The 26,255-nt window shown below is 71.0% G+C and carries 22 protein-coding genes; 16 read left to right on the top strand and 6 right to left on the bottom strand.

All coding sequences use genetic code 11. The features are described 5' to 3' along the window. The first annotated feature begins 85 nt into the window (after positions 1–85). On the top strand, positions 86–937 hold the full coding sequence (locus ABT004_RS28450) for a spermidine synthase (RefSeq protein ID WP_351342372.1): 852 nt from the start codon (positions 86–88) through the stop codon (positions 935–937). Here the strand turns inward: ABT004_RS28450 and ABT004_RS28455 are convergent. Continuing rightward, on the bottom strand, positions 924–2,219 hold the full coding sequence (locus ABT004_RS28455; RefSeq protein WP_351342374.1) for an MFS transporter: 1,296 nt from the start codon (positions 2,217–2,219) through the stop codon (positions 924–926). The genes ABT004_RS28450 and ABT004_RS28455 overlap by 14 nt on opposite strands. A gap of 147 nt (positions 2,220–2,366) precedes the next feature. On the opposite strand from ABT004_RS28455, the gene ABT004_RS28460 reads away from it, so the two are divergent. Both ABT004_RS28460 and ABT004_RS28465 read left to right on the top strand, forming a co-directional pair. Then, positions 2,367–2,819 (top strand): DUF4442 domain-containing protein, encoded by a 453-nt coding sequence (locus tag ABT004_RS28460; protein WP_351342376.1) that lies wholly within the window; start codon positions 2,367–2,369, stop codon positions 2,817–2,819. Between the two features lie 196 nt (positions 2,820–3,015). Next, positions 3,016–3,666 carry a DedA family protein gene (locus tag ABT004_RS28465; RefSeq protein WP_351342378.1) on the top strand — a complete coding sequence of 217 codons (651 nt, stop codon included), beginning with the start codon at positions 3,016–3,018 and terminating at the stop codon, positions 3,664–3,666. 113 nt (positions 3,667–3,779) lie between these two features. Here the strand turns inward: ABT004_RS28465 and ABT004_RS28470 are convergent, their stop codons facing one another. Further along, positions 3,780–4,307, bottom strand: coding sequence for a gamma carbonic anhydrase family protein (locus ABT004_RS28470; RefSeq protein ID WP_351342380.1), 528 nt, complete (start codon positions 4,305–4,307; stop codon positions 3,780–3,782). 140 nt (positions 4,308–4,447) lie between these two features. Here ABT004_RS28470 and ABT004_RS28475 point away from each other — a divergent pair, with 140 nt between their 5' ends. The 4 genes from ABT004_RS28475 (at position 4,448) to ABT004_RS28490 (ending at position 7,969) form a co-directional block, all read left to right on the top strand. Next, positions 4,448–5,191, top strand: a complete 744-nt coding sequence (locus ABT004_RS28475) for an acyltransferase (RefSeq protein ID WP_351342382.1) — start codon at positions 4,448–4,450, stop codon at positions 5,189–5,191. A gap of 24 nt (positions 5,192–5,215) precedes the next feature. After that, complete coding sequence (locus tag ABT004_RS28480; RefSeq protein ID WP_351342383.1) at positions 5,216–6,517, top strand: MFS transporter; 1,302 nt, start codon at positions 5,216–5,218, stop codon at positions 6,515–6,517. Positions 6,518–6,792: 275 nt separating this feature from the next. Next, positions 6,793–7,365, top strand: coding sequence for a helix-turn-helix domain-containing protein (locus tag ABT004_RS28485; protein ID WP_351342385.1), 573 nt, complete (start codon positions 6,793–6,795; stop codon positions 7,363–7,365). Positions 7,366–7,408: 43 nt separating this feature from the next. Next, positions 7,409–7,969: a YbaK/EbsC family protein gene (locus ABT004_RS28490; protein ID WP_351342387.1), complete on the top strand. Its 561-nt coding sequence runs from the start codon at positions 7,409–7,411 to the stop codon at positions 7,967–7,969. A 15-nt stretch (positions 7,970–7,984) separates the two neighbouring features. On the opposite strand, the gene ABT004_RS28495 is transcribed toward ABT004_RS28490, so the two are convergent. Then, positions 7,985–8,974 carry a LacI family DNA-binding transcriptional regulator gene (locus tag ABT004_RS28495; protein WP_351342389.1) on the bottom strand — a complete coding sequence of 330 codons (990 nt, stop codon included), beginning with the start codon at positions 8,972–8,974 and terminating at the stop codon, positions 7,985–7,987. A gap of 227 nt (positions 8,975–9,201) precedes the next feature. On the opposite strand from ABT004_RS28495, the gene ABT004_RS28500 reads away from it, so the two are divergent. From ABT004_RS28500 to ABT004_RS28515, 4 genes are all read left to right on the top strand, one after another. Next, complete coding sequence (locus ABT004_RS28500; protein ID WP_351342391.1) at positions 9,202–10,098, top strand: carbohydrate ABC transporter permease; 897 nt, start codon at positions 9,202–9,204, stop codon at positions 10,096–10,098. A 5-nt stretch (positions 10,099–10,103) separates the two neighbouring features. Next, entirely contained in the window at positions 10,104–11,039 is a 936-nt protein-coding gene (locus ABT004_RS28505) for a carbohydrate ABC transporter permease (RefSeq protein WP_351342393.1), read from the top strand. A 75-nt stretch (positions 11,040–11,114) separates the two neighbouring features. Beyond that, positions 11,115–12,461 carry an ABC transporter substrate-binding protein gene (locus tag ABT004_RS28510; protein ID WP_351342410.1) on the top strand — a complete coding sequence of 449 codons (1,347 nt, stop codon included), beginning with the start codon at positions 11,115–11,117 and terminating at the stop codon, positions 12,459–12,461. A gap of 39 nt (positions 12,462–12,500) precedes the next feature. Continuing rightward, entirely contained in the window at positions 12,501–14,558 is a 2,058-nt protein-coding gene (locus ABT004_RS28515; protein WP_351342395.1) for a beta-galactosidase, read from the top strand. A gap of 4 nt (positions 14,559–14,562) precedes the next feature. Here ABT004_RS28515 and ABT004_RS28520 read toward each other — a convergent pair whose 3' ends face one another. After that, positions 14,563–15,693: an alpha/beta hydrolase-fold protein gene (locus ABT004_RS28520; protein WP_351342397.1), complete on the bottom strand. Its 1,131-nt coding sequence runs from the start codon at positions 15,691–15,693 to the stop codon at positions 14,563–14,565. A gap of 202 nt (positions 15,694–15,895) precedes the next feature. On the opposite strand from ABT004_RS28520, the gene ABT004_RS28525 reads away from it, so the two are divergent. Continuing rightward, on the top strand, positions 15,896–17,047 hold the full coding sequence (locus tag ABT004_RS28525; protein WP_351342399.1) for a glycosyltransferase: 1,152 nt from the start codon (positions 15,896–15,898) through the stop codon (positions 17,045–17,047). A 6-nt stretch (positions 17,048–17,053) separates the two neighbouring features. Beyond that, the gene (locus ABT004_RS28530; RefSeq protein ID WP_351342401.1) at positions 17,054–20,695 is read left to right on the top strand and encodes an ABC transporter ATP-binding protein; all 3,642 of its coding nucleotides are present in this window, start codon (positions 17,054–17,056) and stop codon (positions 20,693–20,695) included. A 67-nt stretch (positions 20,696–20,762) separates the two neighbouring features. Here ABT004_RS28530 and ABT004_RS28535 read toward each other — a convergent pair whose 3' ends face one another. Then, positions 20,763–21,842 carry a FecCD family ABC transporter permease gene (locus tag ABT004_RS28535; protein ID WP_351342412.1) on the bottom strand — a complete coding sequence of 360 codons (1,080 nt, stop codon included), beginning with the start codon at positions 21,840–21,842 and terminating at the stop codon, positions 20,763–20,765. Between the two features lie 2 nt (positions 21,843–21,844). Next, on the bottom strand, positions 21,845–22,897 hold the full coding sequence (locus ABT004_RS28540; RefSeq protein ID WP_351342403.1) for a FecCD family ABC transporter permease: 1,053 nt from the start codon (positions 22,895–22,897) through the stop codon (positions 21,845–21,847). Positions 22,898–22,969: 72 nt separating this feature from the next. On the opposite strand from ABT004_RS28540, the gene fes reads away from it, so the two are divergent. The 3 genes from fes (at position 22,970) to ABT004_RS28555 (ending at position 26,168) form a co-directional block, all read left to right on the top strand. Beyond that, positions 22,970–24,310, top strand: coding sequence for an enterochelin esterase (gene fes, locus ABT004_RS28545; RefSeq protein WP_351342404.1), 1,341 nt, complete (start codon positions 22,970–22,972; stop codon positions 24,308–24,310). A 68-nt stretch (positions 24,311–24,378) separates the two neighbouring features. Next, positions 24,379–25,362, top strand: a complete 984-nt coding sequence (locus ABT004_RS28550; protein ID WP_351342406.1) for an ABC transporter substrate-binding protein — start codon at positions 24,379–24,381, stop codon at positions 25,360–25,362. Beyond that, a complete protein-coding gene (locus ABT004_RS28555; RefSeq protein WP_351342408.1) occupies positions 25,359–26,168 on the top strand; it encodes a 2,3-dihydro-2,3-dihydroxybenzoate dehydrogenase in 810 nt (269 codons plus the stop codon). The genes ABT004_RS28550 and ABT004_RS28555 overlap by 4 nt, the downstream gene beginning before the upstream one ends. Positions 26,169–26,255: the final 87 nt, after the last annotated feature.

The following is a 26,255-nucleotide window of genomic DNA, read 5'->3' on the forward strand; positions in this document are numbered from 1 at the left end:
GAGCGGGGGCCGGGGTCGGGCCGAAAAGGCCGGGGCTCTGCCCCGGACCCCGCTGCTCAAACGCCGCAGGGGCTTAAATAGGGGCGTGAACGCACCCGAGCCGATACCCGTCACCCGCGACGTCGACCACGGCACCGCCAAGCTGCTGCCCGACGTCGACCGGGCGCGGGCCTGGTTGCTCACGGTGGACGGCTCGCCCCAGTCGTACGTCGACCTGGACGAGCCCGCCCACCTGGAGTTCGAGTACGCGCGCCGGCTCGGCCACGTCCTCGACTGCCTCGGCGACGAGAGCGCGCCGCTCGACGTCCTGCACCTGGGCGGCGGCGCGCTGACCCTGCCTCGGTACGTCGCCGCCACCCGGCCCGGCTCGCGGCAGGACGTCGTCGAAGCGGACCGGGGGCTGCTCGAGATGGTCGCCGAACATCTGCCGGTGCCGGACGGCGCGGGCATCGTGGTGCACGGCGGCGACGCGCGGACCTGGCTGGAGGCGGCTCCCGAGGCGTGCGTGGACGTGCTCGTGGGGGACGTGTTCGGCGGCTCACGGGTGCCCGCGCACCTGACGACACTGGCCTACGCGCGTGAGGCGGCGCGCGTGCTGCGGCCCGGCGGGACGTACGCGGCCAATCTCGCGGACGGCGCGCCCTTCTCGTTCCTGCGGTCCCAACTGGCCACTTTCGCGGCCGTGTTCCCGCATGTCGCGCTCATCGCCGAGCCGGCGGTGCTGCGGGGGCGGCGGTTCGGCAACGCCGTGCTGCTCGCCTCGCGCGAAGAGCTGGAGGTGGCGGAGCTGGCTCGGCGCACCGCCCGCGACGCGTTCCCCGCGCGGGTGGAGCACGGCGCCGCGCTGCGCCGCTTCGTCGGCGCCACGAAACCGGTCGCCGACGCGGACGCGGTGCCGTCGCCGGAGCCACCGGGCGGCTCGTTCAGCGTGGGGTGACCGGGTCCGCCGCGGGGCTCCCGGAGGCCTTGGGCCCCGTCGTCCCGCGCCGCTTCAGGTGCCGTACGTCCGGCACGAACAGCACCGCGGACGTCGCCACGACGACGAGTGCCGCGCACCCCCACAGCGAGGCCGTCCGTCCGAAGGCCGACTCCGCGGGTCCTGCGAGCGCGGTGGCCAGCGGCACCATCGCGACCGAGCCGAACCAGTCGTAGGCCGAGACGCGGGAGAGTTTCTCCTCGGGGATCTCCTGGTGCAGCGCGGTGATCCAGGAGACGCCGAAGATCTCGATGGTGACGCCGCTGACGAACATCACGGCGACCAGCCAGCCGAGCGGTACGGGCACCGCGAGCGCCGCCGACGGCAGGGCGAGCGAGAAGACGGAGAGCGTCGCCGCGAACAGCAGCCGCTGCGGCTTCCACCGCATCATCAGCAGTCCGCCGAGGATCGTGCCCACGCCGAACGCGCCGAGCGCGATGCCCCAGGGCCCGGCCCCGCCCAGTTCGTCGCGCGCCACCAGCGGCCCGAACACCGCCTCGGCCGCGCCCACCACCGCGACCACGACCGCGAACTGGGCGACGATCGTCCACAGCCACGGCCGGCCGATGACCTCGCGCCACCCGTCCCGCATATCGGCGAGCAGTCCGCTGCCCGGCTCCCGCGGCGGTATGTCGCGCACCTGGAGGAACATCCGCAGCCCGCCCGCGACCAGGAACGCCACCGCGTCCACGGCGAGCACCCAGCCGGGCCCGAGCGCCGCGACCATCGCCCCGCCGAGCGCGGCGCCGCCCACCCCCGCCCCGGACATCCCCATCCGGAACAGCGCGAAGGCGCGGCTTGCCTGCTCCCCGGAGACGGAGGCCATCAGCATGCCCTCGGCCGCCGGGTTGAAGAACGCCTGCCCCGTCCCGCCGAGCGCGCTGAGCGCCATCATCTGCCACAGCTTCGGATCGCCCTGGAGGACGAGCAGCGCGAAGGCGCCCTGGGAGAGGAAGTTGAGAGCGTTCGCCGCGACCATCACGTGGTGCCGCGGCAGCCGGTCGGCGACCGCGCCGCCGACGAGCAGGAAGACCACGAGGAACAGCGTGCGGGACGCGGCCACCAGGCCCACGTCGCCACCGTCGCCGCCCGCGTCGAGCACGGCGAACGCCGAGGCGATCAGCGCGCCGTGCGCCCCCAGAGTCGTGACGACCGCCGAGACGGAGAGCAGCGTGTAGTTCCGTCCGGCCCACGCGGGGCGCAGGCGTCGAGGCTTCGGGTCGGGGGCGGCGGCAGAGGTCACGGAGGGACTATCGCCGCCATGCCACTGAATCGACAAACCGCTTCCCCGGGCATCGGGCGATTGGTCGGCAGATGCCTGATATATCCCAGTTGCTCGCACGCACTCGGAGGGATGGTCAAGCTTGCTACCGACGGGTAACATTCGGGCATGACCGCAGATCAGATGTCCATCGGCGAGATGCTCGCCGCCACGGTGCCGATGGCCCGCACCCTGAACCTCGAGTTCCACGAGACCACGCCGGAGAAGGCGGTCGTCTCGCTGCCCGACCAGGCCGACTACCACAACCACGTCGGCGGACCGCACGCCGGAGCGATGTTCACGCTCGGCGAGTCCGCGAGCGGCGCCATCGTCCTCGCCGCCTTCGGCGACCAGCTCTCGCGCGCGGTGCCGCTCGCCGTGAGTGCCGACATCGCGTACAAGAAGCTGGCGATGGGCCCGGTCACCGCCACCGCGACGCTCGGCCGTCCGGTCGCCGACGTCGTCGCCGAACTCGACGCGGGCGAGCGCCCCGAGTTCCCGGTGAGCATCGCGATCACACGTGAGGACGGCGCCGTGACCGGCGAGATGACGGTTCTCTGGACGCTGCGCCCCAACAGCTGAACGCCGCGCCCCACCACCTGAGGCCCTCCAGTGTGCGCGGGATCACACTCCCCACGGACGTTCATCGCGTGCAGCACTGCACCTTGTGGGACGCGGCGGCGTCATAGGGAGCAGGTAGGCTGCCCGGCGTGCGCGTACCGGAGGGGAGCGCGCGCCGGGCACAGGGCAACTTTGGTGGGTACGGGAGGCGACGTCGATGCACGTCCAGGCATGGCTCGACACGATTCCGGCGGTCGCCGTCTATGCCCTGGTGGCCGGGGTGATCGGCGTCGAGAGCCTCGGCATCCCGCTGCCCGGCGAGATCGTGCTCGTCTCCGCGGCCCTGCTCTCCTCGCAGCACGGCGATGTCAACCCGTTCATCCTCGGGGCCTGCGCCAGCGCGGGCGCCGTCGTCGGTGACTCCATCGGGTACGCGATCGGCCGCAAGGGCGGGCGCCCGCTGCTCGCCAAAATGGGCCGCAAGTTCCCCAAGCACTTCGGCCCCGGACATGTCGGCACCGCCGAGCGGTCCTTCGAGAAGTGGGGCATGTGGGCCGTCTTCTTCGGCCGCTTCATCGCCCTGCTCCGCATCTTCGCCGGACCGCTCGCGGGCGTCCTGCACATGCCGTACTGGAAGTTCCTCATCGCGAACGTCCTGGGCGGCGTCGTCTGGGCCGGCGGCACGACGGCCGTCATCTACTACGTCGGCGTGGTCGCGGAGGACTGGCTCAAGAGGTTCTCCTACGTGGGCCTCGGCGTGGCCGTCCTGATCGGCCTGGGCTCCATGCTCTTCGTGAAGCGCCGTGCAGCGAAGATGGTGGCGGACCACGAGGCGAAGGAAACGGCGACCGAGCCGCAATCCGCTTGATTCAAGCCCCTGCGGCGGTGGCGACGCCGGGTCTTTTCAAGCCCCGCCGTCGGACGAGAGCCAGCGGGGTCCGGGGCAGAGCCCCGCGACCGCAACCCCGCCGCAGGTCAGCGCTACTGGTGCGCCGCCCGATGCACCTTCGCCAGCTCCACATAATGCGTCCCGTTCAGCGTCACCATCTCCCGCTCCTCCGCGGAAAGCTCCCTCCGCACCTTCGCGGGAACACCGGCGACCAGTGATCCGGGCGGAACCACCATCCCCTGCGGCACCAACGCCTGCGCCGCGACCAGCGAACCCGCCCCGATCACCGCGCCGTTGAGCACGGTCGCCCCCATCCCGATCAGGACGTCGTCCTCGATCGTGCAGCCGTGCAGCACCGCGTTGTGGCCGACGGAGACCCGCTCGCCGATCGTCGCCGGGAACCCGAGGTCCACGTGCACCGTGCAGTTGTCCTGGATGTTGCTGTCGGCGCCGAGCGTGATCGGCTCGAACTCGGCCCGCAGCACCGCCCCGTACCAGAGGCTCGCGCCCGCGCTCAGCGTGACGTCGCCGACCACCACGGACGTCGGGGCGGTGAACGCCTCCGGGTCCACCTTCGGTTCCTTGTCGCCGATGCCGGTGACGAGTGCCTCGTGGGACATGAGGTCTGTGCTCCCTACGTGTCGTACGTGTCGTGCGGTGTGTGTCCTGCATACGTCGCGCCAAGGGAAAGGTACCTGTGGGGTGAAGATCACAGGTCGGCGAGGTGGGGGCGGACGATACGCGTGGGTAACGTGACGCCGTGCCGAAACAGCGGAACGACAAGGGTGGGCCGGGACACCGGCTCGTACAGGCCGGATGGCGCTGGGTGCAGCGCAAGGGCGCGGTCACCGCACGGCAGTCCGGCGGGCACCGGTTCGGCGCGATCGGGCACGGCACGAAGCTCGCGTTCCCCCAGGGCACGGTGTTCGGCGAGCCGTGGATCCGGCTGGGCGCGCACTGCATCATCGGGGAGCAAGTGACCCTGACCGCGGGCCTGATGCCGGATCTGGACCTCGGCCAGGACCCGATCCTGACCCTCGGCGACGGCGTCGTGATCGGCCGCGGCAGCCATGTCATCGCCGATACGACGGTGCGGATCGGCAGCGACGTCTACATGGGCCCGTACGTCTACATCACCTCCACCAACCACTCGTACGACGATCCGCACGAGCCCATCGGCAAGCAGTGGCCCCGGATGGAACCGGTCGAGATCGGCCCCGGCTGCTGGATCGGCACCGGCGCCGTGATCCTGCCGGGCGCCCGCCTCGGCCGGAACGTGGTGGTCGCGGCCGGGGCCGTGGTGCGCGGCGACGTACCCGACCACGCCGTGGTCGCGGGCGCGCCCGCACGCGTCGTACGGAGTTGGGACGCGGAGTCCGGCTGGCAGCCGCCGCTCAGGACCCCGGCGCCGCGGGCGATCCCCGAAGGGGTCACGCCGGACCAACTGCTCGCTCTGTCCGAACTGACGGACGAAGCCTGGGACACTGACCACCGGACCAGATAGATGTAGCGAGCAATCAGGGAAGCCGTGGACACGAGCGAGACGAGCGACGACAGCAGGGCCGCCGAGGAGAAGACGGCGGCGGAGGCCACGCCACGCGGCTGGCGCCGATGGGCCATGGACACCCGGCCCCTGCGCATCCCCGCCTACCGCCGCCTGTGGTCGTCGACCATCGTCACGGCCGTCGGCAGCCAGCTCACGGCGGTCGCCGTGCCCAAGCAGATCTTCGACATCACCGGGTCCTCGGCCTGGGTCGGTGCCGCGAGCATGGCGGGGCTCGTGCCGCTCGTGGTGTTCGCGCTGTGGGGCGGGGCGATCGCCGACCACATGGACCGGCGCAAGCTGCTCCTTGTCACCAACAGCGGCATCGCGGTGACCTCGGTCCTCTTCTGGCTGCAGGCGATATCCGGGCTGAACTCGGTGGCCGTGCTGATGGTGCTGCTCGCGATGCAGCAGGCGTTCTGGGGCCTCAACGCACCGGCCCGCAACGCGTCCATCGCGCGGCTCGTGCCCGAGAGCCAACTGGCCGCGGCCAACGCGCTCGGCTCGACGGTCATGCAGACCGGCCAGGTCGTCGGCCCGCTCCTCGCCGGTGTGCTCATCCCGGTGATCGGGCTGCCGGAGCTGTACCTGATCGACGCCGTCGCGCTGTGCGTCACCGTGTGGGCGGTGTACCGGCTGCCGTCCCTGCCGCCGCTCGTCGCGTCGGTGAAGAAGCGGGCGGGCGTGCGCGAGATCGTCGACGGCTTCCGGTACATGTCCACGCACAAGGTGCTGCTGCTGTCCTTCCTCGCGGACATCATCGCGATGGTGTTCGGCATGCCGCGTGCCCTGTTCCCGCAGCTCGCCGCGGAGACGTACGCGCCGTACGGGGAGGGGCTCGCGCTGGGGCTGCTGTTCGCGGCGATCCCCATCGGCGCGGTGCTCGGGGGCCTCTTCTCCGGCACGTTCTCGCGGGCGAAGCGGCACGGGTGGATGGTGATCGGGGCGATCGTCGCGTGGGGCCTCGCCATCGCCGGGTTCGGGCTGAGCGGGAGCCTGTGGTGGGCGGTCGTCTTCCTCGCCGTGGCCGGAATCGCCGACATGGTGTCCATGGTGTTCCGCGGGGCGATCCTGCTCTCCGCCGCGACGGACGAGATGCGGGGCCGTATGCAGGGCGTGTTCACGGTCGTCGTCGCGGGCGGCCCCCGGCTTGCGGACGTTCTCCACGGCTCGGGCGGCTCCGCCTTCGGCGCGCAGCCGGCGGTCGCCGGGGGCGGCCTCCTGGTGGTCCTGGCGATGCTCCTCCTGGCCTTCACCGTCCCGGCGCTCCGCCGCTACCGCGTCTGACCGGGGCGGGTGGCGTGGCCGGGGCGGGTGCCGTGGTCGACGCCCGAGGCAATGGTTCCGCGGCACCGGCCCAAAGACCGGGGCTCCGCCCCGCACCCCGCTGCTCAATCGCCGCAGGGGCTTGATTTGCTCGCCCGCCGCACGGGCTTGAATTGATTCGCCCGGCGCGGGGCTTGAACTATCAAGCCCTGCCGACGCCACTGCACTGAACACTGTCGTCTAAAATATTGGTCCAAAGGTTCCCCAGGCTGCTGGGCCCCGACTCTGGACGGAACGTGGCGGATCTCGATCTCCTGAATCAGGCGCTCGCGCGCAACGTCAAGCACTGGCGGTCCGAGCGCGGCTTCACGCTCGACGCGCTCGCCGCCCGCGCGGGCGTCAGCCGCGGCATGCTCATCCAGATCGAGCAGGCTCGCACGAACCCCAGCATCGGCACCGTCGTCAAGATCGGCGACGCGCTCGGCGTCAGCATCACCACGCTGCTCGACTACGAACAGGGCCCCGACGTCCGCATCGTGACGGAGGATCAGGCCGTGCGCCTGTGGCACACGGAGGCCGGCAGCTACAACCGGCTGCTCGCCGGAACCGAGTCCGAGGGCCCGCTGGAGATGTGGGACTGGCACCTCGTGCCCGGTGACGGCAGCGACTCCGACCCGCACCCGCAGGGAACGGTCGAACTGGTCCATGTCACGGCGGGTGAACTGACCCTCGTCGTGGACGGGGCCGCGCATGTAGTGCCCGAGGGTGCGAGCGTCTCGTTCGAGGCGAGCAGCCCGCACTCCTACCGAAACGACGGGACCGGGGACGTGGAGATGATCATGGCTGTGTCGGTGCCTTTCGTACGTTGAGACACCCGGCGGCCGGGCGCGCGGCGGCTGTTAGCGTGCCGCCATGCGCGCACCCATCGGCACCTTCGACCACGTACTCGCCGCCCCCGAGGCCCTCGACCTGCTCACCCGGCCCGTCGCCGACGCCGTCCGGAACTGGCGCGGCACCGTGCCCGCGCAGGACCTGATCCACGTCGACACCGACCCCGAGTGGGCCGACACGGCGACGTTTGTCGAGCACTACGGCCCCGACCTGCTCGCCACGTCCGCGAACTGCGTCGTCGTCGCGGGCAAGCGCGGTGGCGAGACCACCCTCGCGGCCTGCGTCGTGCTGTCCGCGACGAAGGTCGACGTCAATGGGGCGGTGCGGCGCCAACTCGGCGCCCGCAAGGCCTCGTTCGCCCCGATGGGCCGCGCCACCGGTGAGACCGGCATGGAGTACGGCGGCATCACCCCGATCGGCCTGCCCGCCGACTGGCCGGTCCTCGTGGACGCCGCCGTCGTCGACCTCCCGCACGTCCTCATCGGCAGCGGCACCCGCCGCGGCAAGCTGATCGTGCCGGGCAAGGCGCTGTCCGAGCTGCCGGGCGCGGTCGTGGTGGAGGGGCTCGGCGTCACTGTCTGACGTGCCTGCCGGAGGTCACCCCCGCCGTGCCGCCCCTGTGCTCTCCCGCACCACCAGCCGCGTCGGCACCAGCGTCGTGCCGTGTTCCGTCTCGCTCTCGCGTACCTGGCGCAGCGCGCTCTCCACACAGCGCCGGCCGACCTCGGCGAAGTCCTGGTGGACCGTGGTGAGCGGGGGCTGGTACGAGCCCGAGTCCGGGATGTCGTCGAAGCCGATGACCGAGACGTCCTCGGGGACCTTGCGGCCGCGTTCCTCCAGGGCCCGCAGCAGGCCGAGCGCCATCTGGTCGTTCGCCGCGAACACCGCGGTGCAGTCGGCCTGTTCGGCGAGGCGCAGGCCCGCACGGTAGCCGGACTCGGCCGACCAGTCGCCCCGTGCCAGCGGCGGGACGGCGCGGCCCGCGGCCTCAAGTGCCGCACGCCAGGCGTCCGTTCGGCGCTGGGCGGCGTACGACTCGGAGGGCCCCGCCAGGTGCCAGACCGTGCGGTGGCCGAGGTCGAGGAGGTGGCGCACCGCGTCGCGGGTGCCGCCCGCCTGGTCCGTGTCCACCACCGCGTAACGGTCGCCGGCGTCCGAGTCCGCGACCACGACCTTGACGTGCGGCGGCAGCGACAGGCGCGCCGAGTCGAGCAGGTGGACCTCCATGATGACGATGACGGCGTCCACCGCCAGCTCACCGAGGCGGGAGAACGCGCCGCGCACCTCGTCCTGCGTGGGCACCGCGACCGGCAGCAGCGTGACCGCGTAACCCTCCTGCGCGGCCGAGGTGGCGATCGCCTCCAGCGTGCGCATGTTGCCCGTCGTGGACAGCGTGAACGTGATGACGCCGATGGTGCGGAAGTCGCCCCGCTTCAGCGCCCGCGCCGCACTGTTGGGGCGGTAGCCGAGCTCCTTCATCGCGGCGCGGACCCGCTCGCGGGTCTCCTCGTTGACGCCGGGGAAGCCGTTCGAGACGCGGGAGACCGTCTGGGACGAGACACCCGCGACCCGGGCGACGTCGGCCATCGACGCGTTCTGTGTACGACCCCTGCCGCGCCGCGGGGCGTTCTCCTTGGTTGTCACCGTCTCCCTCACCGACTCTTGACCCTCGTCCTCGGTGCAGTGTAGACATGCCGCCACCGAATGTTTACGCAAACATAACAGCTGTCGAGCCCCTTGCGGCCAGGGATGTTTACGCAAACATCGGGGACCGTGACGCATGGACCATGACGCATGGACCAGTGAGGGGCGAGATGACCACGCTGCAACCGCCGGTCGCCTTGAGGCGGCGCCGCTCGTGGACGGGCTGGGGGTTCATCGGCCCCTTCGTGCTCGTCTTCGCACTGGTCTTCCTCGCGCCGCTCGCCTACTCCGTCTACCTGAGCCTGTTCCGTACGCAACTCATCGGCGGCACCACCTTCGTAGGCCTCGACAACTACCAACAGGCCCTCCAGGACGGCCAGTTCTGGGAGGGCGTCGCCCGCGTCGGCCTGTTCCTGCTGATCCAGGTGCCGGTCATGCTGGGCATCGCCCTGCTCGTCGCCCTCGCGATCGACAGCGGCCGCCTCTACGGCAAGGACTTCTTCCGGATCACCGTCTTCCTGCCCTACGCGGTCCCCGCCGTCGTCGCGACCCTCATGTGGGGCTTCATGTACGGCACCCGCTACGGACTGGTCGGCGACCTGGGCGACGCGTTCGGCACGAAGATGCCCGACCCGCTCTCCGCCGACCTGGTCCTCGCATCCCTCGGCAACATCGTGACCTGGGAGTTCGTCGGCTACAACATGCTGATCTTCTTCGCCGCGCTGCGCGTCGTACCGCACTCCCTGTACGAGGCGGCCGAGATCGACGGCGCCGGGCAGTGGCGCGTCATCACCGCCATCAAGCTCCCGGCGATCCGCGGCGCCCTCGTCATCGCCACGATCTTCTCGATCATCGGCAGCTTCCAGCTCTTCAACGAGCCCGCCATCCTCCAGAAGCTCGCGCCGAACGCCATCACCACCGACTACACGCCGAACTACTACACGTACTCGCTGTCCTTCGCGGGCCAGCAGCAGAACTACTCCGCGACGGTCGCCATCGTCATGGGCGTGATCACGATGATCGTCGCCTACGTGGTCCAGCTGCGCGGCATGCGCAAGGGAGCGTGAGCGCGATGACCACCACCACCGGGCCCGTCCGGCCGAGTACCTCGCGGGGGTCCGCCGCCCCGCGCCTGCGTTCACCGCGCCGCCGGGCGAGGTCCGGGCGCTCCCGGCGCAGCGTCCTGCTGACCGTGCTCACCGGCATCGTCCTCGTCTACAGCCTGCTGCCGCTGGTGTGGCTCCTGATCAGCGCCACCAAGTCCCAGCAAGGGCTGGCCCGTTCGTTCGGCCTCTGGTTCGACTCGGACTTCGACCTCTGGCACAACATCGGCGCCACCTTCACGTACCAGGACGGCGTCTTCGGCCGCTGGCTCCTCAACACCCTCCTGTACGTGGTGGTGGGCGCGGGCGGCGCCACCTTCCTCGCGGTCCTCGGCGGGTACGCGCTCGCCAAGTTCGCCTTCCCGGGCAAGCGTGCCGTGTTCGCCGTCGTCATCGGAGCGGTCGCGGTGCCCGGCACGGCGCTCGCCGTCCCCACGTTCCTGATGTTCAGCGAGATGGGGCTCACCGACACCCCGTGGGCCGTCGTCATCCCGTCGCTGGTCTCGCCGTTCGGCCTGTATCTGATGTGGGTGTTCGCCACCGAGGCGATCCCCACCGAGCTGATGGAGGCCGCCCGCATCGACGGTGCGAGCGAGCTGCGCACCTTCTTCCGGGTCGCCCTGCCGCTGCTCGCGCCCGGCACCGTCACCGTGCTGCTCTTCACCACCGTCGCGACCTGGAACAACTACTTCCTGCCGCTGATCATGCTGAAGGACCCCGACTGGTATCCGCTCACGCTAGGCCTCGACTCCTGGAACAAGCAGGCGCAGACGGCCGGCGGCGAGGCCATCCCCCATCTCGTGCTCACCGGCTCGCTGCTCACCATCGTGCCGCTGATCGCCGCGTTCCTGCTGCTCCAGAAGTACTGGCAGTCGGGTCTCTCCGCCGGAAGCGTCAAGGAGTAGGCGCGGCACCGCAGTTCGCACCCTGCACACCCTCCGTAGGACCACGAAGAAGTGGAAGCCATCGCCATGCGCCAGTTGCCCCAGCACTCCCGCCGCGTCCTGCGCGGCATAGGTCTCCTCTGCGCCCTCGCCCTCGGGGCCACCGCCTGCGGCGGCTCCGACGACGGCGGCTCCGCCGACAAGAAGGTCGGGTCGGCCGACCTTCGGTCCGCCCTGAAGAAGGGCGGCACCGTCACCGTGTGGGCGTGGGAGCCCACCCTCAAGCAGGTCGCCGCCGACTTCGAGAAGAAGTACCCGAAGGTCGACGTCAAGCTGGTCAACGCGGGCACCAATAACGACCAGTACAAGGCCCTGTCGAACGCGATCTCGGCGAAGAAGGGCGTCCCGGACGTCGCGCAGATCGAGTACTACGCCCTCGGTCAGTACGCCTTGACCAAGCAGATCACCGACCTCAAGGCCTACGGCGCCGAGAAGCTGGCGGACTCGTACTCGCCGGGGCCGTGGAACTCGGTGAAGTCCGGCGACGGTGGCGGTGTCTACGGACTGCCCATGGACTCGGGCCCGATGGCGCTCTTCTACAACAAGAAGGTCTTCGACAAGTACAAGATCGCCGTCCCGACGACCTGGGACGAGTACGTCGAGGCCGCCCGCAAGCTGCACAAGGCGAACCCGAAGGCGTACATCACCAGCGACGCCGGCGACGCGGGCCTGACCACCAGCCTGCTGTGGCAGTCCGGTTCGCACCCGTACAAGGTCGACGGCACCAAGGTCGGCATCGACTTCACCGACGCGGGCGCGAAGAAGTACACCGCCACCTGGCAGAAGCTGATCGACGACAAGCTCGTCTCGCCCGTCACCGGCTGGACCGACGACTGGTACAAGGGCCTCGGCGACGGCACCATCGCCACGCTGCCCACCGGCGCCTGGATGCCCGCCAACTTCGCGTCCGGCGTGAAGGGCGCGTCCGGCGACTGGCGTGTCGCCCCCATGCCGCAGTGGGAGAAGGGCGCGAACGCGAGCTCGGAGAACGGCGGCAGTTCGCTCGCACTGCCCGAGCTCGGCAAGAACAAGGAACTCGCCTACGCCTTCGTCGAGTACGCCAACTCCGGCGCGGGCGTGCAAACCCGCATCAAGAACGGCGCGTTCCCCGCGACGACGAAGGACCTGAACTCGTCGTCGTTCCAGAACACCGAGTTCCCCTACTTCGGCGGCCAGAAGGCCAACAAGATCTTCGCAGAGTCCGCGAAGAGCGTGCCCACCGACTGGAAGTACCTGCCGTTCCAGGTGTACGCCAACTCGATCTTCAACGACACCGTCGGCAAGGCGTACGTGTCCCCGACCAAGCTCACGGCCGGGCTGAAGTCCTGGCAGGACGCGTCCGTCAAGTACGGCACCGAGCAGGGCTTCACCGTCACCAAGTAGCGCGCGCTGCTTCAACTCCGCATGTCTGGAAGGACATTCATGGTCGCCCCCCTCGCCTCCCGATTCCCGTACGCGCAGAGCTCGGACGGCGCCCGGCGCCTCGGCTACGGAGCCGACTACAACCCCGAGCAGTGGTCGCGGGAGGTGTGGGCGGACGACATCCGGCTGATGCGCGAGGCCGGGGTGAACGTCGTGTCCCTCGCCATCTTCTCCTGGGCGCGGCTCCAGCCCACGGCCGACACCTGGGACTTCGGCTGGCTCGACGAGATCATGGACCTGCTGCACGCGGGCGGCATCGGTGTCGACCTGGCCACCGCCACCGCGTCGCCGCCACCGTGGCTGACCGCCGCGCACCCGGAGATCCTGCCGGTGACCGCGAGCGGCGAGACGCTGTGGCCGGGCGCCCGCCAGCACTGGCGGCCCACGTCGCCCGTCTTCCGCGAGCACGCACTCGCGCTGGTCCGCAGGCTCGCGTCCCGGTACGCCGACCACCCCGCCCTGGTCGCCTGGCACGTCAACAACGAGCTGGGCTGCCACAACGTCTACGACCACTCCGACGACGCGGCCCGCGCCTTCCGGCTCTGGCTGCGCCGCCGCTACACCACGCTCGACGCCCTCAACGACGCCTGGGGCACGGCGTTCTGGTCCCAGCGCTACAGCGACTGGGAGCAGCTCCTGCCGCCGCGGCTCGCCGCCTCGCACCCCAACCCGACGCAGCAGCTCGACTTCAAACGGTTCTCCTCCGACGCGCTCAAGAACCATCTGCTGGCCGAGCGCGCGATCCTGCGGGAGCTGACCCCGGACACGCCCGTCACCACCAACTTCATGGTGATGCCGGGCACCAAGGGAATGGACTACGCGGACTGGGCGGGCGAGGTGGACTTCGTCGCCAACGACCACTACGTCATCCCCGGTCCGCAGGACCGCGACGAGCTCTCCTTCTCCGCCAACCTCACCAGCGGCATCGCGGGCCACCGGCCCTGGTTCCTGATGGAGCACTCCACCAGCGCCGTGAACTGGCAGCCCGTCAACCTGCCGAAGAGGCCGGGGGAGTTGGCCCGCGACTCGCTGCTGCACGTCGCGCACGGCGCCGACGCCGTCTGCTTCTTCCAGTGGCGGCAGTCGGCTGCGGGCGCCGAGAAGTACCACTCGGCGATGCTCCCGCACGCCGGGGCCGACAGTGAACTCTTCCGCTCCGTCGTCGAGTTGGGCGGCACGCTTGAGGCGCTCGCCCCGATCGCGGGCAGCGGGCGCGAAACCGCTCGCGTGGCGATCCTCTTCGACTGGGACTCGTGGTGGGCCGGCGAGCAGGACTCCCACCCCACCTCCCGCCTCGACTACCACCGCGAGGCCCTCGACTGGTACTCGGCGCTGCTGCGCCTCGGCATCCGCGCCGACGTGGTGCCCGCACACCACACCGACCTGTCCGCGTACGACGTCGTCATCGCGTCCGTCCTGCACGTGGTGCCGCAGCCGCTCGCCAAGGAACTCACCCGGTACGTCGAGGGTGGCGGCCACCTCGTCACCACGTACTTCTCCGCGATCGTCGACGAGAACGACCACGTGTGGCTCGGCGGCTATCCGGGCGCGCTGCGTGACGTCCTCGGCATCCGTATCGAGGAGTTCGGGCCGCTCCTCGACGGGGACACCGTCGACCTGGACAACGGCACCACCGGCAGCCTGTGGACCGACCGGATCTCCGTCACCGGCACGGACGTCGAGGTGCTCGCCGGCTACCGGACCGGCACGTACGCGTCCCGCCCGGCCGTCACCCGGCGCGGCACCGGCCGCGGTTCGGCGGCGTACGTCTCCACCCGCCTCGGCGTCGACGGCCTCGCTGTGCTGCTGCCCGAGCTGCTCGCGCCCGCCGGGGTGCGCAGTGAACTCCCGGAGCAGGCCCGTGGGTTGGTCGAGGAGGTCGTGCGGCGCGACGCCGAGCACCGCTACGTCTTCCTGGTCAACCGGAGCGACGAGCGGGTGCCGCTGCCGGGCCTGACCGGCGAGGTCCTCGTCGGTCCTCCCGGTGACGAGTTGGTCCTCGCGCCCCGTCAGGTCGCCGTCCTGCGGCAGCCCAACTCCGGTTTCGGCCAACGGTGAAGGGTCACCGATGTGACGTCGTGAACGCGTGCGGCGCGTACTCCTCTGCGAGGCCGTCGATGAGGGCGGCCGCCCAGCAGGAGTGATCGTGGCCGCCCTCGTAGACGTTGAGGGAGACGTCGAACCCGCGGTCCGCCATCAGTGTGTGCAGCCGGTACAGGTCGTCGAGCATCGTGCCCTCGTTGGAACCGACGTCCATGCGGACGCGGACGTCACCGACCGGTGCCGCGGCGGCCTGTTCGTACAGCCAGGTCTCCGCCCCATCGGCGGACGGTCCCGGGCGTGCCGTCATGCCGGGGCGCCACCAGGTGGAGGCCGAGTGGGCGAGCACCGTGCCGAAGGTGTCGGGGCGGCGCAGGGCGGCCGCGAGGGCGGTCAGGCCGCCGAGACTCTGTCCGCTCAGCACGGTGTGCCGGGGTCCGGGCACGTCCTTCGTCACGGCGGGCAGCAGCTCGTCGGCGAGCATGTCGATGAAGCGCGGATCGGCGCCGAGCTGCCGCATGCGGGCCGCCGGATCGGCCCCCGCCTCGATCCCGACGACGGCCATGGGCGGGATCCGGCCCGCCTCGGCGGCGGCGGTGACCGCGGCCGTGATGCCGTACCGGTCGAACCACCGCTCGCCGTCGAACACGACGAGCAGCCCCGGCGGGGGACCGGTGTCGCAGAGCTCCGGGACGAACTGCCGTACGCGATACACCGATCCGTCGGCGGCAGCGAAGTCGAAGGCCTCGCCGCGGCCCGCGTCGGAGGGCGAGCAGGCGGGCCACTCCGCAAGTGAGGGCGCCCCGTCGAGCTCGATCAGTGAGCCGAACGGGCCGTCCGCATACCGGTTCAGCGGGTCCATGCGGTCGTCCGGCAGCCCACGGGAGGCGCCGCTGCGCGGTCCGTCCGGCGTCATGTGGGGATCGTCGGTGCCGAAGGGGTGGATGCGGTAGCCGCAGCGCAGCCCCAACGGCAGCCGCAGGCTGACGTACCAGACGTCGGTGCCGTCGAGGCGGCGCATCATGCCCGCGCGGAAGCGGTGTTTGTCGGTGATGCGGTTGGCCAGGAGGTAGACCCCCTCGACGGGCCTGTCCTCGCGCCACACCACCGTGACCAGGCGTACTCCCGACGCGTCCTGGACGGGTTCGATCAACGGGCTCCCGGTATGGGCGAGTTCTCGCCAAAACCGATCCAGCGCTTCCGGCCCGTGCGTCCGCACCTCGCCCAACAGCCGGGCCAGATGCGGACTTTCGGGTTCCGCGGACGAAGTCATGTTCCCCATCGTGTGTCCGAGCCTCCAAGAAACTTGTGATACGAACTTAGGTAAGCCTAACCTAAGAACACGGGAGTTGTTTATGCGTGTGCTGTTCGTCGGCCCTCCGCTCTACGGACTGCTGTATCCGGTCCTGTCGCTGGCGCAGGCCTTCCGCGCCGAAGGGCACGACGTCGTAGTGGCCAGCGCCGGGGACTTCACCAAGCGCGTCGCCGAGGCCGGTCTCGTCGGCTTCGACGCCGCGCCGGACCTGGACTCGGAGGCCGAGTACCGGCAGGGGGAGGGCCGCCGCAAGCGGCTCAACATGGGCACCAAGATGGGAAGGTTCTCCTTCTTCGGCGACGAAATGGCCGACGCGCTGGTCGACTTCGCCGGCATGTGGCGGCCGGACCTCGTGATCTACCCGCCGCTCGGGGTCGCGGGTCCGCTGGTGGCGGCCAAGTACGACCTGCCCGTCGTCATGCAGACCGTCGGCTTCGGTCATCAGCGCTGGCACGTCGAGGGCGTGACCAGGTCCATGGACGAGGCCTACGCCCGGCACGGCGTGGCCGCGCCGCAGCCGGACCTGCTGTGGCTGGACGTCGCCCCGCCCAGCATGAAGGTCCTCGACGAGCCGGACCTGTGGTCGATGCGGTACGTCCCCTACAACGGCGGCACCGTCCTGGAGGACTGGTGGAGCACCGACTCCGGACGGCCCCGCATCGTCGTCAGCCTCGGCACCCTCAAGCCGATGGTCGACGGCATCGACCTGGTCAAGTGGGTCGTCGAGTCCGCCCATGAATCGGAGGCGGAGTTCGTGCTCTCGCTCGGTGTGCACGGGCAGCAGGAGATCGAAGAACTGCCCGACAACGTTCGCCTCGTGTCCTGGATCCCGGCGGGGCCGCTGCTCGGCCGCGCCGCCGGATTCATCCACCACGGCGGAGCGGGCAACACGCTCACCGCGCTGTCCTCGGGGGTCCCGCAGATCGTCTTCGGCCAGGGCGCCGACCGGCCCGTCAACGCGCGGACCGTCGAGGAGCGCGGCTGCGGTTTCGTGCCGGGCGAGCACGGCCTCGTCAAGGAGGACATCGACCGGCTGCTGACCGACGCCTCGCTGCAAACCGCCGCCGACGCCGTACGCGACGAGATGCGCGCGCAGGACCCGCCGACCGTCGTCGCCAGGCGCCTCGCCGACCTCGTCGGGTCGGGCTTCCGCCCCGGTCCGACGGCCGCACCCGCACTCGAGGACGTCTGAGGAGACATGCCGAATTCACTGTTCCCCACGACAGGACCCGGCTGGCTGCGGCGCCTGATGGGCATCTGCCTGAGCCGAAGGCGGCTCATGGCCGCGATCGTCTTCTCCTCCATCCTGAGCATCGTCCTGGTGACCCTCGGCCCGCTCCTCACCAAGGACGGCGTCAACCAGGCCGTCGCCGGTGACAGCAGCGGCATCGGCTGGGTCGCCGCCGGACTCGCGCTCATCGCCGCGATCGACTTCGTCGGCAACTACGTACGCCGCTTCACCGGCGGAAAGCTCGCCCTCGACGTGCAGCACAGCCTGCGCGAGGACGTGTTCAACAGCATCCAGCGGCTCGACGGTCCCGGCCAGGACAAGCTGCGCACCGGGCAGGTCATCTCCCGCACCAACAGCGACCTCCAGCAGATCCAGCAGATGCTGACCATGCTTCCGGTGCCGCTCACGGTCGTCACGTACTACCTCTTCGGCATCGCCGCGATGCTCTGGCTCTCGCCCCGGCTGACCGTCGTCACCGTGCTCGTGGTCCTCGCGCTCGGCGCCGTCGCGATGTGGACCAGGCGCCGGGTCTTCGAGACCTCCGCGCGGGCCGCCAACGACGCGGCCGAGGTGACCGAGCACATCAAGGAGGCCATCGACGGCGTCCGCGTCGTCAAGGGCTTCGGCCAGGAGGAGCGGGAGATCCGCTGGCTCGACAGGGCCACCCGGGGCCTCTTCGGCCGCCGTATGCGGATGATGCGCGTGCACGCCGCGCCCGGCGCGACCATGCTCGCGCTGCCCGTCCTCGGCCAGATCGCCGTGCTGGTGTACGGCGGCAGCATGGTCATGGACGCCCGTATCGACATCGGCACGTTCATCGCCTTCGCCGCCTATCTGACGATGCTCACCGGCCCCACCCGCGTGTTCGCCTCGTACCTGGTGATCGCCCAGCGCACCCGCGCCTCCGCCGAGCGCATCTTCGAGCTCATCGACTCGCGGCCCGAGATCCACGACGGCGACAGTGAACTCGCCGACGCGCCCACGGAGTTGGTGTTCGAGAACGTCGGCTTCGGTTACACGCACGACGACCCGGTCCTGAGCGACGTCTCCCTGCGCGTCGGCGCCGGGGAGACCGTCGCCGTCGTCGGCCCCTCCGGATCGGGCAAGTCGACACTGTCGCTGCTCATCCCGAGGTTCTACGACGCCACCTCCGGAACCGTCGCCCTGGGTACCGCCGACGGCCGCACCGACATCCGCAACCTGCGTCTGGAATCGCTGCGCTCGCACGTCGGCGTCGTCTTCGAGGAGCCCTTCCTCTTCGCGCGCAGCGTCCGCGAGAACATCGCCTACGGGCACGAGGACGCCACCGACGAGGAGATCGTCACCGCGGCCGAGGCGGCGGGCGCGCACGCGTTCATCACCGCCCTGCCCGCCGGCTACGACACCGAGCTGACCGAGCGCGGCCAGAACCTCTCCGGAGGCCAGCGCCAACGCCTGGCACTGGCACGGGCGTTGCTGAAGCGGCCGCAGGTGCTGATCGTCGACGACGCGACCTCCGCCGTCGACGCCACGACCGAGGCCGCCATCCACCGCGCCCTGGAGAGCTACGTCGGCGGCGACCGCGTCACCGTGCTCATCGCCCGGCGCCGCTCCACCCTGGAGCTCGCCGACCGGATCGTGGTGCTCGACGACGGTCGCGTCGCCGACAGCGGTACGTACGCCGAACTCGCCGAACGCAGCGTCGTCTTCCAGGAGTTGCTCGCGGGCGACACCGATGAGATCGACGCGCGCACGGCCCGCACACCGGCCGAGTTGTGGCCCGAACGGGAAGCCGAGAGCAGGCCCGAGGCCCCGGCGCCCCGCGACCGGTTCGCCGAGATCCCGCCGAACGTGCTCGCGGACGTCGCCCGGCAGACCCCGCCCACGTTGCGCGCGATTCTGAGCCCGGTGCGAGGACTGCTCACCGTCGCCCTCGCCCTGATCGCCTTCGACGCGCTGGCCCGCGTGCTCGTACCGGTCCTGCTCCAGCGCGGCATCGACGAGGGCATCTCGCCCAAAACCATGAGCACGGTCTGGTGGATCGCGGGCATCGCCCTCGCGCTGTGCGCGGCCAACTGGTTCGTCTACACGTACCAGACCCTGACCAGCGCCCGCGCCTCCGAGTCCGTCCAGTACGGGCTCCGGCTGCGCAGCTACCGGCACCTCAACCTGCTCGGGCTCGACCACTACGAGAAGGAGAGCGCGGGCAGCCTGCTCACCCGGATGACCGTGGACATCGACTCCCTGTCGAAGTTCCTGCAACAGGGCATGGTGCAGGGCATGGTGAGCGTCCTGACGATGGGCGGCATCGCCGTCGCCATGTTCGTCCTCGACTGGCGGCTCGCACTCGCCGCGCTCGCGCCGTTCCCGGTCATCGCCCTGATCACACCGGTCTTCCGGCGCCTGAGTTCGAGTGCGTACAACGAGGCGCGCGACCAGCTCGGCAAGGTCAACAGCTCGCTGCGGGAGAACGTCGCGGGTCTGCGCGTCGCCCAGTCCCACGGCAAGCAGAACAGCACGGCCAAGCACTTCAGCTCCCTGTCGAACCTGAACCGGCTGATCCAGGTGAAGGGGCAGCGGTACATCTCGCTGTACTTCCCGTTCCTGGCGTTCTGCTCGGAGCTGTCGATGGCCCTCGTCGTGCTGGCAGGCGGATACCTCGTCGCGAACGGCACGGTCACGACCGGTGTACTCGCCGCCTTCCTGCTGCTGCTGGGGCAGTTCTACGGGCCGATCCAGCAGCTGTCGAACATCTACGACGCGTATCTGCAGACCCGCACCAGCGTGCGCAAGGTCACCCAACTCCTCGGCACCGAGCCCTCGCAGCGCACCGTCGCCGAACCCGTCGCGGTCTCCGGGCGGTTCACCGGGCACATCGCGCTGCGGGACGTGACCTTCCGCTACGAAGGGGCGGCCGAGGACACCGTCACCGTCGATGACCTCACGCTGGAGGCCGGGAAGAGCGTCGCCGTCGTGGGGGCCACCGGGGCGGGCAAGTCGACCCTGGTGAAACTCCTCGCGCGGTTCTACGACCCGGGGTCCGGGACGGTGCGGCTCGACGGGGTCGACATCGGCCGCTACGAACTCGCGGGCTACCGGCAGCGGGTCGGCATCGTCCCGCAGGAGGCCCATCTGTTCGAGGGCGACATCGCGGAGAACATCCGCTACGGCCGCCCCGACGCGAGCGATGCCGAGGTCGCCGCGGCGGCCGACGCGGTGGGTGCCACCGCGACCATCGCCCGGCTGCCAGGAGGCTTCCGGCACGCCGTGCGCCAGGCCGGCGGCAATCTGTCGGCCAGCGAGCGCCAACTCGTCGCCCTGGCACGGGTGGCGCTCGTCGACCCGGACGTGCTGCTGCTCGACGAGGCCACCGCGATGCTCGACGCCGGCACGGAGAGCGCCGTGCTCGACGGCATGTTCAAGGCGGCCCGCGACAAGACGGCCCTGCTGGTCGCCCACCGCCTGACGACGGCCGCCCGCTGCGACCGTGTCCTGGTGATGGACGCGGGACGGCCCGTCGAGTACGGCCCGCACGCCGAACTCCTCGCGGCGGACGGCGCGTACGCCCGCCTGTGGAACAGCGGACGCCCGAAGGAACCCGCCAAGGAAGCGGCCGGCACGCCGGCCTGACCCACCTTGCGTACGACGCCGCCCCCGCCACGTCACACATGGCGGGGGCGGCGTCGTACGGGTTCGGTCAGACGTGCTGCGCCCTGCGCTCCCGCAGCAGCAGCCACGCCAGGAACAGTCCGCCCGCCACGCCCGTCACCACGCCCACCGGCATCAGCGCCGAACCGGTCACCCGCTGCGTCAGCAGATCGGCGGCCGTCACAAGAAGGGCGCCCATCCACGCTGAGGGCACGACGTTCGGTCCCGCGGCGCGGGTGACGCGGCGGGCCAGTTGGGGGGAGGCCATGGCGAGGAACGGGATGGGGCCCGCCGCGGCGACCGCCATCGCGGTCAGTCCCGTGCCCGCGCACAGCAGGATCAGGCGGCTGCGCTCCGGCGGCACACCGAGGGCGCCCGCCGTGTCGTCGCCCATCTCCAGCATCGTGAGGCGGCGTCCGAACACCATGACCACGGGGACGCAGGCGATCAGGCCGAGCGCGGCCGTCCTGGCCTCGGTCCAGCCGCGGTCGTTGAGCGAGCCGATCGTCCAGCTCGCGGCCTGGGCCGCCTTGCCGATGTCGGCGCGGATGTAGAGGAAGCTCGTCGCCGCCCCGAGCACCGCGGAGACCCCGATGCCGACGAGTACGAGCCGGTAGCCGTGCACGCCGCGGCGCCAGGCGAGCAGATAGACGGCCGTGGCCGTGGCGAAGCCGCCGACGAGTGCGCCGAGGGCGGTCTGCGCGGCCCCCGCGTTGAAGAAGATGATCGCGACGAGCGCCCCCGCCGACGCGCCGTTGCCGAACCCGATGATGTCCGGGCTGCCCAGCGGATTGCGGGTGAGCGACTGGAAGACGGCGCCCGCCATGCCCGTCCCGAAGCCGACGAGAACCGCCACGACGGCGCGCGGCAGCCGCAGGTCGAGCACGATGAACTCGGCGCCCGGCGGCCCGTTCCCCGCGAACGTCCGCAGCACCTCCATCGGCGACAGCTCGTACGTGCCGGTGCCGACGGACAGCACCACCAGGCATGCCGTGACGACGATCAGCGCCAGGCAGACGAGCACCGTACGCGGGTCGAAGCGGACCGAGAACCGGCCCGCCCGCAGCCTCCCGCGGCGCAACTCGGCCTTGAAGGCCGGGGGTTCCTGCTTCTTCAACGAGGACGCCATGGTCACAGCTGGGCCACCTTCCGCTGACGTACGAGGTGGACGAAGATGAGCCCGCCGATGAACGACGTGACGATGTCCGCCTGGATCTCCGACGGCGCCACCACGACCCGGCCGATGACATCCGCCACGAGCAGCAGAGTGGGCGCGAAGAGCGCGCAGAAGGGCAGCATCCACCGCGGGTCGGGGCCCGTGAACGCGCGGACCGCGTGCGGGATCATCAGGCCGATGAAGCCGATCGGCCCGCACACGGCGGTGGCGCTGCCGCACAGCAGCGTGATGGCCACGATCGACAGGACCCGGGTGCGCCGCACGGAGGTGCCGAGCGCGCGGGCGTGGTCCTCGCCGAGCGACAGGGAGCCGAGCGGCCGGGCGAGCGCGAACGCGAGGAGCGCACCGGCGATCAGCAACGGCAGGGCGGTGAGCAGGAGTTCGGGGTCCCGCTTCTCCAGCGTGCCGACGGACCAGAAGCGCATCGAGTCGAGCGTGCTCAGGTCCCACTGCTGCAAGCCGTTGACGTAGCCGAACAGGGCCGCGTTGACGGCCGTGCCGGCGAGCGCGAGGCGCACCGGCGTCGCCGAGCGGGTGCCGCCCAGGGCGTTGACGACGATGGCGGCGACGGCGGCGCCGAGCAGCGCGAACCACAGGTATCCCGTGAACGACGTGATGCCGAACACACTGATCGCGGTGACGACGGCGGCCGAGGAGCCCGCGTTCACCCCGAGCAGCCCGGGGTCGGCGAGGGGGTTGCGGGTCAGTACCTGCATCACGCCGCCCGCGAGCCCGAGCGCCGCGCCCACGGCGATGCCGATGAGCGTTCGAGGCAGCCGCAGTTCACGAACGATGTTGTCGTTCGCGGACCCGTTCGGCGAGAAGAGCCCGCTCCACACCTGGCCGAGCGCGAGGTGTTCGGTGCCCACCGCGAGCGAGAGGGCGGCCGCGGCGACGAGCAGCGCCAGGCCGATCAGCAGTCCCGCGGTGCGGGGTGGGCGGCTTCGCGGCTCGGTGGCCGGGAGTTGTCGTGTTCCGCCGGGGCGGAGTCGTATTCCTGCGGGCATGTGATTAGCTTAGGCTAACCTAACTTCATCTGCTAACAATTACGTCGACAGAAAAGCCAGGAACGAGGAGACATGAGCGTCCAGTCCGTTGCCGCCCTGCCGGACCACCGGCCGGACCGCGTCACCGGTGTCCGCGTCGCGCGCCTCAAGGAGCGCATCGCCGCGGCCGACGACGCTCAGCGTGCGCACATCGCCGCGGAGTTCTGGCGCGAGGCCGCCGTCCGCGGCACGCCGTTCGTCGAGGAGCTCGACGGCGAACCCGACCACCGGGCGGTCACCTTCCTGTGGCGCGGCCACCGCGCCACCCGGCAGGTGCTGCTCATGGTCAGCCACCTCGGCGACCGCGCCCACCTCGCGGGCTCCCTCATGGAGCGGATCCCCGGCACCGACATCTGGCACTTCGGCCTGCGGCTGCGCGCGGACCACCGCGCCTCGTACCGGATCGCCGCCGACGTCTCGGCGAAGGAGCCGCCCGAGGACGCCGAGGTACTGCAGGCCCGGCTGCGTTCCCTCGCCGTCCACGCGGCGCACGACCCGCTCAACCCCCGCCGCCTCCCCACCCGGTGGGGCGCCGGCGACAGCTCCGTCTTCGCCCTGCCCGAGGCTCCCGCCCCGGCCTGGACCGAGCGGCGCGGCACCGTGCCCGCCGGGCGCGTCGAACGGCACCGGGTCGGCGCCGCGGCGCTGGGCGGTGAACGTGACGCAAGCAGCGAACGCGACGTATGGGTGTATCTGCCGCCCGGTTCTCGAGGCGACGGTTCTCGCGGTGACACGGAGCGGATGCCCGTCCTCGTGCTCTGCGACGGCGACATGTGGTTCGGCCGCGTCGGCCTGCAGCACACCCTCGACGCGCTGATCGCCGACGGGCAGCTGCCGCCGCTGGCCGTGCTCGCGCCGGACGCCGTCGACCGGGACACCCGCAACCGTGAACTCGGCGCGCGGGACGCCTTCGTGGAGTTCCTCGCGGACGAGCTGCTGCCGTGGGCTGCGGGCCGCTGGCCCCTCGCCACGGACCCGGCGCGCACGGTCATCGCGGGACAGAGTCTCGGCGGACTCGCCGCCCTGCACGCGGGACGGCTGCGACCGGACCGTTTCGGCCATGTTGTCGCCCAGTCGCCCTCCCTGTGGTGGCGGCCGAGCCTGTCGCCGGGTGTGGTGCAGAAACACATCTTCGGTGTGCCGTGGCTCGTCGCCCGCTACGCGGAGACCGACCCCGCGCCGATCACCGTCCACGTCGACGCCGGGCTGCACGAGGGCCCGATGGTCGACCACTGCCGCACGCTCTACGACACGCTGCACTCGGCCCGCTACCAGGTCACCCGCAACGAGTTTAACGGCGGGCACGACTACGCCTGTTGGCACGTCGCCCTCGCCGACTCGCTGGTCCGACTGCTCGGAACCGCCCCCGCCTAGCACGGCGCCCCCGACTTCCCCCCACGCACCACCTCTCTCATCTCATCGCCCTAAGGAGCCCTACGCACATGTCCTCCCCGAGATTCCGCCGCGCCGCCCTCATACCGGCCGTCGCCGCCGCCGGCGCCCTGCTCCTGAGTGCCTGCGGCAGTGACGGCGGAGACGACGCCGACAACGCCGCGAAGGCCGGATCCGCGTCGAAGACACGGCAGCTCACCGACGCCCAGGGCCGCAAGGTCAAGGTGCCGAGCGACCCCAAGAAGGTCGTCGCGCTCAGCGAGCCGACCCTCGACGCGGCGCTCGCCCTGGGCATCGAGCCGGTCGGCACCACCGCGGGCCGCGGCCAGAAGGGCGTGTCGTCGTACCTCGCCGACAAGGCGTCCAAGGCTCAGGTCGTCGCCTCCGTCGCCGAGGCCGACATGGAGAAGCTCGCCGCGCTCCAGCCCGACCTGATCCTCCTCGACGAGACGACCGGCGCGAAGAAGACCGTCGACAAGCTCCAGGAGATCGCGCCGACCGTCGTCACCGCGAAGCTCAACGAGAACTGGAAGACCGCCTTCACCGACACCGCGGACGCCCTCAACAAGAAGTCCGACGCCGAGAAGTGGCTCGCCGACTTCGACACGCAGGTCGCCGACACCAAGAAGAAGCTCGGCGACAACGCGGGCAAGTCCGTCTCCGTCATCCGCTGGCAGGACGGCGCGCCCTCCGTCGTCGGCAAGGGCGAGGGCCACGTCGGCTCGACGCTCAAGGCGCTCGGCATGGACCGCCCCAAGGACCAGCAGGGCGCGAGCTCCGGCCACAGCGAGCCGGTCTCCCTGGAGAAGCTCGCGACGATCGACGGTGACTGGATGTTCTTCGGCGCCCTCGGCAGCGAGGACGACAGCAAGAAGGCCTACGCAGAGGCCCAGAAGGTCACCAACTTCGGCAAGTTGAAGGCCGAGAAGGACAGCCACGTCGTCGTCATCGACGGCTCGGCGTGGAACAGCTCGGGCGGCCCGCTCGCCGCGCAGACCGTCCTCGACGACATCAAGGGGGCGCTCGCCAAGTGATTCCCGCGATATCTGGTCAGGACCTGGCCGGCCGGCTCGCCCTCGTCACGGGGGCGGGCCGGGGGATCGGCGAGGCGGTCGTCGCCGCGCTCGCCGGTCGCGGCGCGCGTGTGCTCGCCACGGACCTGGACGCCGAAGCCGTCGAGAAGGCGGTCGCCCCCTACGCCGAAGGGCAGGTCGTCGGCCGTGCCCTCGATGTCACCGACGCGGCGGCCGTCGAGGCGCTCGTCGCCGACGCCGAGGACACCCTCGGCCCCCTCGACATCGCCGTCAACGTCGCCGGAATCCTGCGCGGTTCACCCGTCGTGGACCTCACCGACGAGGACTGGGCGGCCTGCTTCGGAGTCAACACCAACGGCGTCATGCACGTCTCCCGTGCGGCCGCACGCCGGATGACCGGGCGGGGGCGCGGCAGCATCGTCACCGTCGCGTCCAACGCCGCCGGCATTCCGCGGCACGGCATGGCGGCGTACGCCGCGTCGAAGGCGGCCACCGCGATGTTCACCAAATGCCTTGGCCTCGAGGTCGCCGCGCACGGGGTGCGGTGCAACAACGTGTGTCCCGGGTCGACGCTCACCGACATGCAGCGTGGCATGTGGGAGGCGGCGCCCGGAGGGGACGTGGAGGCGGGTGCGCGGTCCGTCATCGAGGGGGATCTTGCGGTCCACCGCACGGGTATTCCTCTCGGGCGCATCGCCGATCCCGAGGACGTCGCGGAGGCGGTTGCCTTCCTCGCGTCCGACCGGGCCCGGCACATCACGATGCAGGACCTGTACGTCGATGGTGGCGCCACGCTCCGGGGGTGACCGGGAGCCGTTCCTACGCCACGGGGCTCCGCCCCGGACCCCGGGGGGGGGGGGGGGGGGGGGGGGGCCGGCGAGGGGGGGGGGCCC

This window comes from Streptomyces sp. NPDC002790, from assembly GCF_040295505.1.
Classification (GTDB): domain Bacteria; phylum Actinomycetota; class Actinomycetes; order Streptomycetales; family Streptomycetaceae; genus Streptomyces.

What these genes read in the sequence shown, in the direction of transcription:
- ABT004_RS28460 (WP_351342376.1), top strand. Translation starts at nt 2,367, where the DNA reads ATGACCGCAGATCAGATGTCCATCGGCGAGATGCTCGCCGCCACGGTG.
- ABT004_RS28465 (WP_351342378.1), top strand. Translation starts at nt 3,016, where the DNA reads ATGCACGTCCAGGCATGGCTCGACACGATTCCGGCGGTCGCCGTCTAT.
- ABT004_RS28470 (WP_351342380.1), bottom strand. Translation starts at nt 4,307, where the DNA reads ATGTCCCACGAGGCACTCGTCACCGGCATCGGCGACAAGGAACCGAAG.
- ABT004_RS28490 (WP_351342387.1), top strand. Translation starts at nt 7,409, where the DNA reads ATGCGCGCACCCATCGGCACCTTCGACCACGTACTCGCCGCCCCCGAG.
- ABT004_RS28495 (WP_351342389.1), bottom strand. Translation starts at nt 8,974, where the DNA reads ATGGCCGACGTCGCCCGGGTCGCGGGTGTCTCGTCCCAGACGGTCTCC.
- ABT004_RS28500 (WP_351342391.1), top strand. Translation starts at nt 9,202, where the DNA reads ATGACCACGCTGCAACCGCCGGTCGCCTTGAGGCGGCGCCGCTCGTGG.
- ABT004_RS28505 (WP_351342393.1), top strand. Translation starts at nt 10,104, where the DNA reads ATGACCACCACCACCGGGCCCGTCCGGCCGAGTACCTCGCGGGGGTCC.
- ABT004_RS28515 (WP_351342395.1), top strand. Translation starts at nt 12,501, where the DNA reads ATGGTCGCCCCCCTCGCCTCCCGATTCCCGTACGCGCAGAGCTCGGAC.
- ABT004_RS28525 (WP_351342399.1), top strand. Translation starts at nt 15,896, where the DNA reads ATGCGTGTGCTGTTCGTCGGCCCTCCGCTCTACGGACTGCTGTATCCG.
- ABT004_RS28530 (WP_351342401.1), top strand. Translation starts at nt 17,054, where the DNA reads ATGCCGAATTCACTGTTCCCCACGACAGGACCCGGCTGGCTGCGGCGC.
- ABT004_RS28535 (WP_351342412.1), bottom strand. Translation starts at nt 21,842, where the DNA reads ATGGCGTCCTCGTTGAAGAAGCAGGAACCCCCGGCCTTCAAGGCCGAG.
- ABT004_RS28540 (WP_351342403.1), bottom strand. Translation starts at nt 22,897, where the DNA reads ATGCCCGCAGGAATACGACTCCGCCCCGGCGGAACACGACAACTCCCG.
- fes (WP_351342404.1), top strand. Translation starts at nt 22,970, where the DNA reads ATGAGCGTCCAGTCCGTTGCCGCCCTGCCGGACCACCGGCCGGACCGC.
- ABT004_RS28550 (WP_351342406.1), top strand. Translation starts at nt 24,379, where the DNA reads ATGTCCTCCCCGAGATTCCGCCGCGCCGCCCTCATACCGGCCGTCGCC.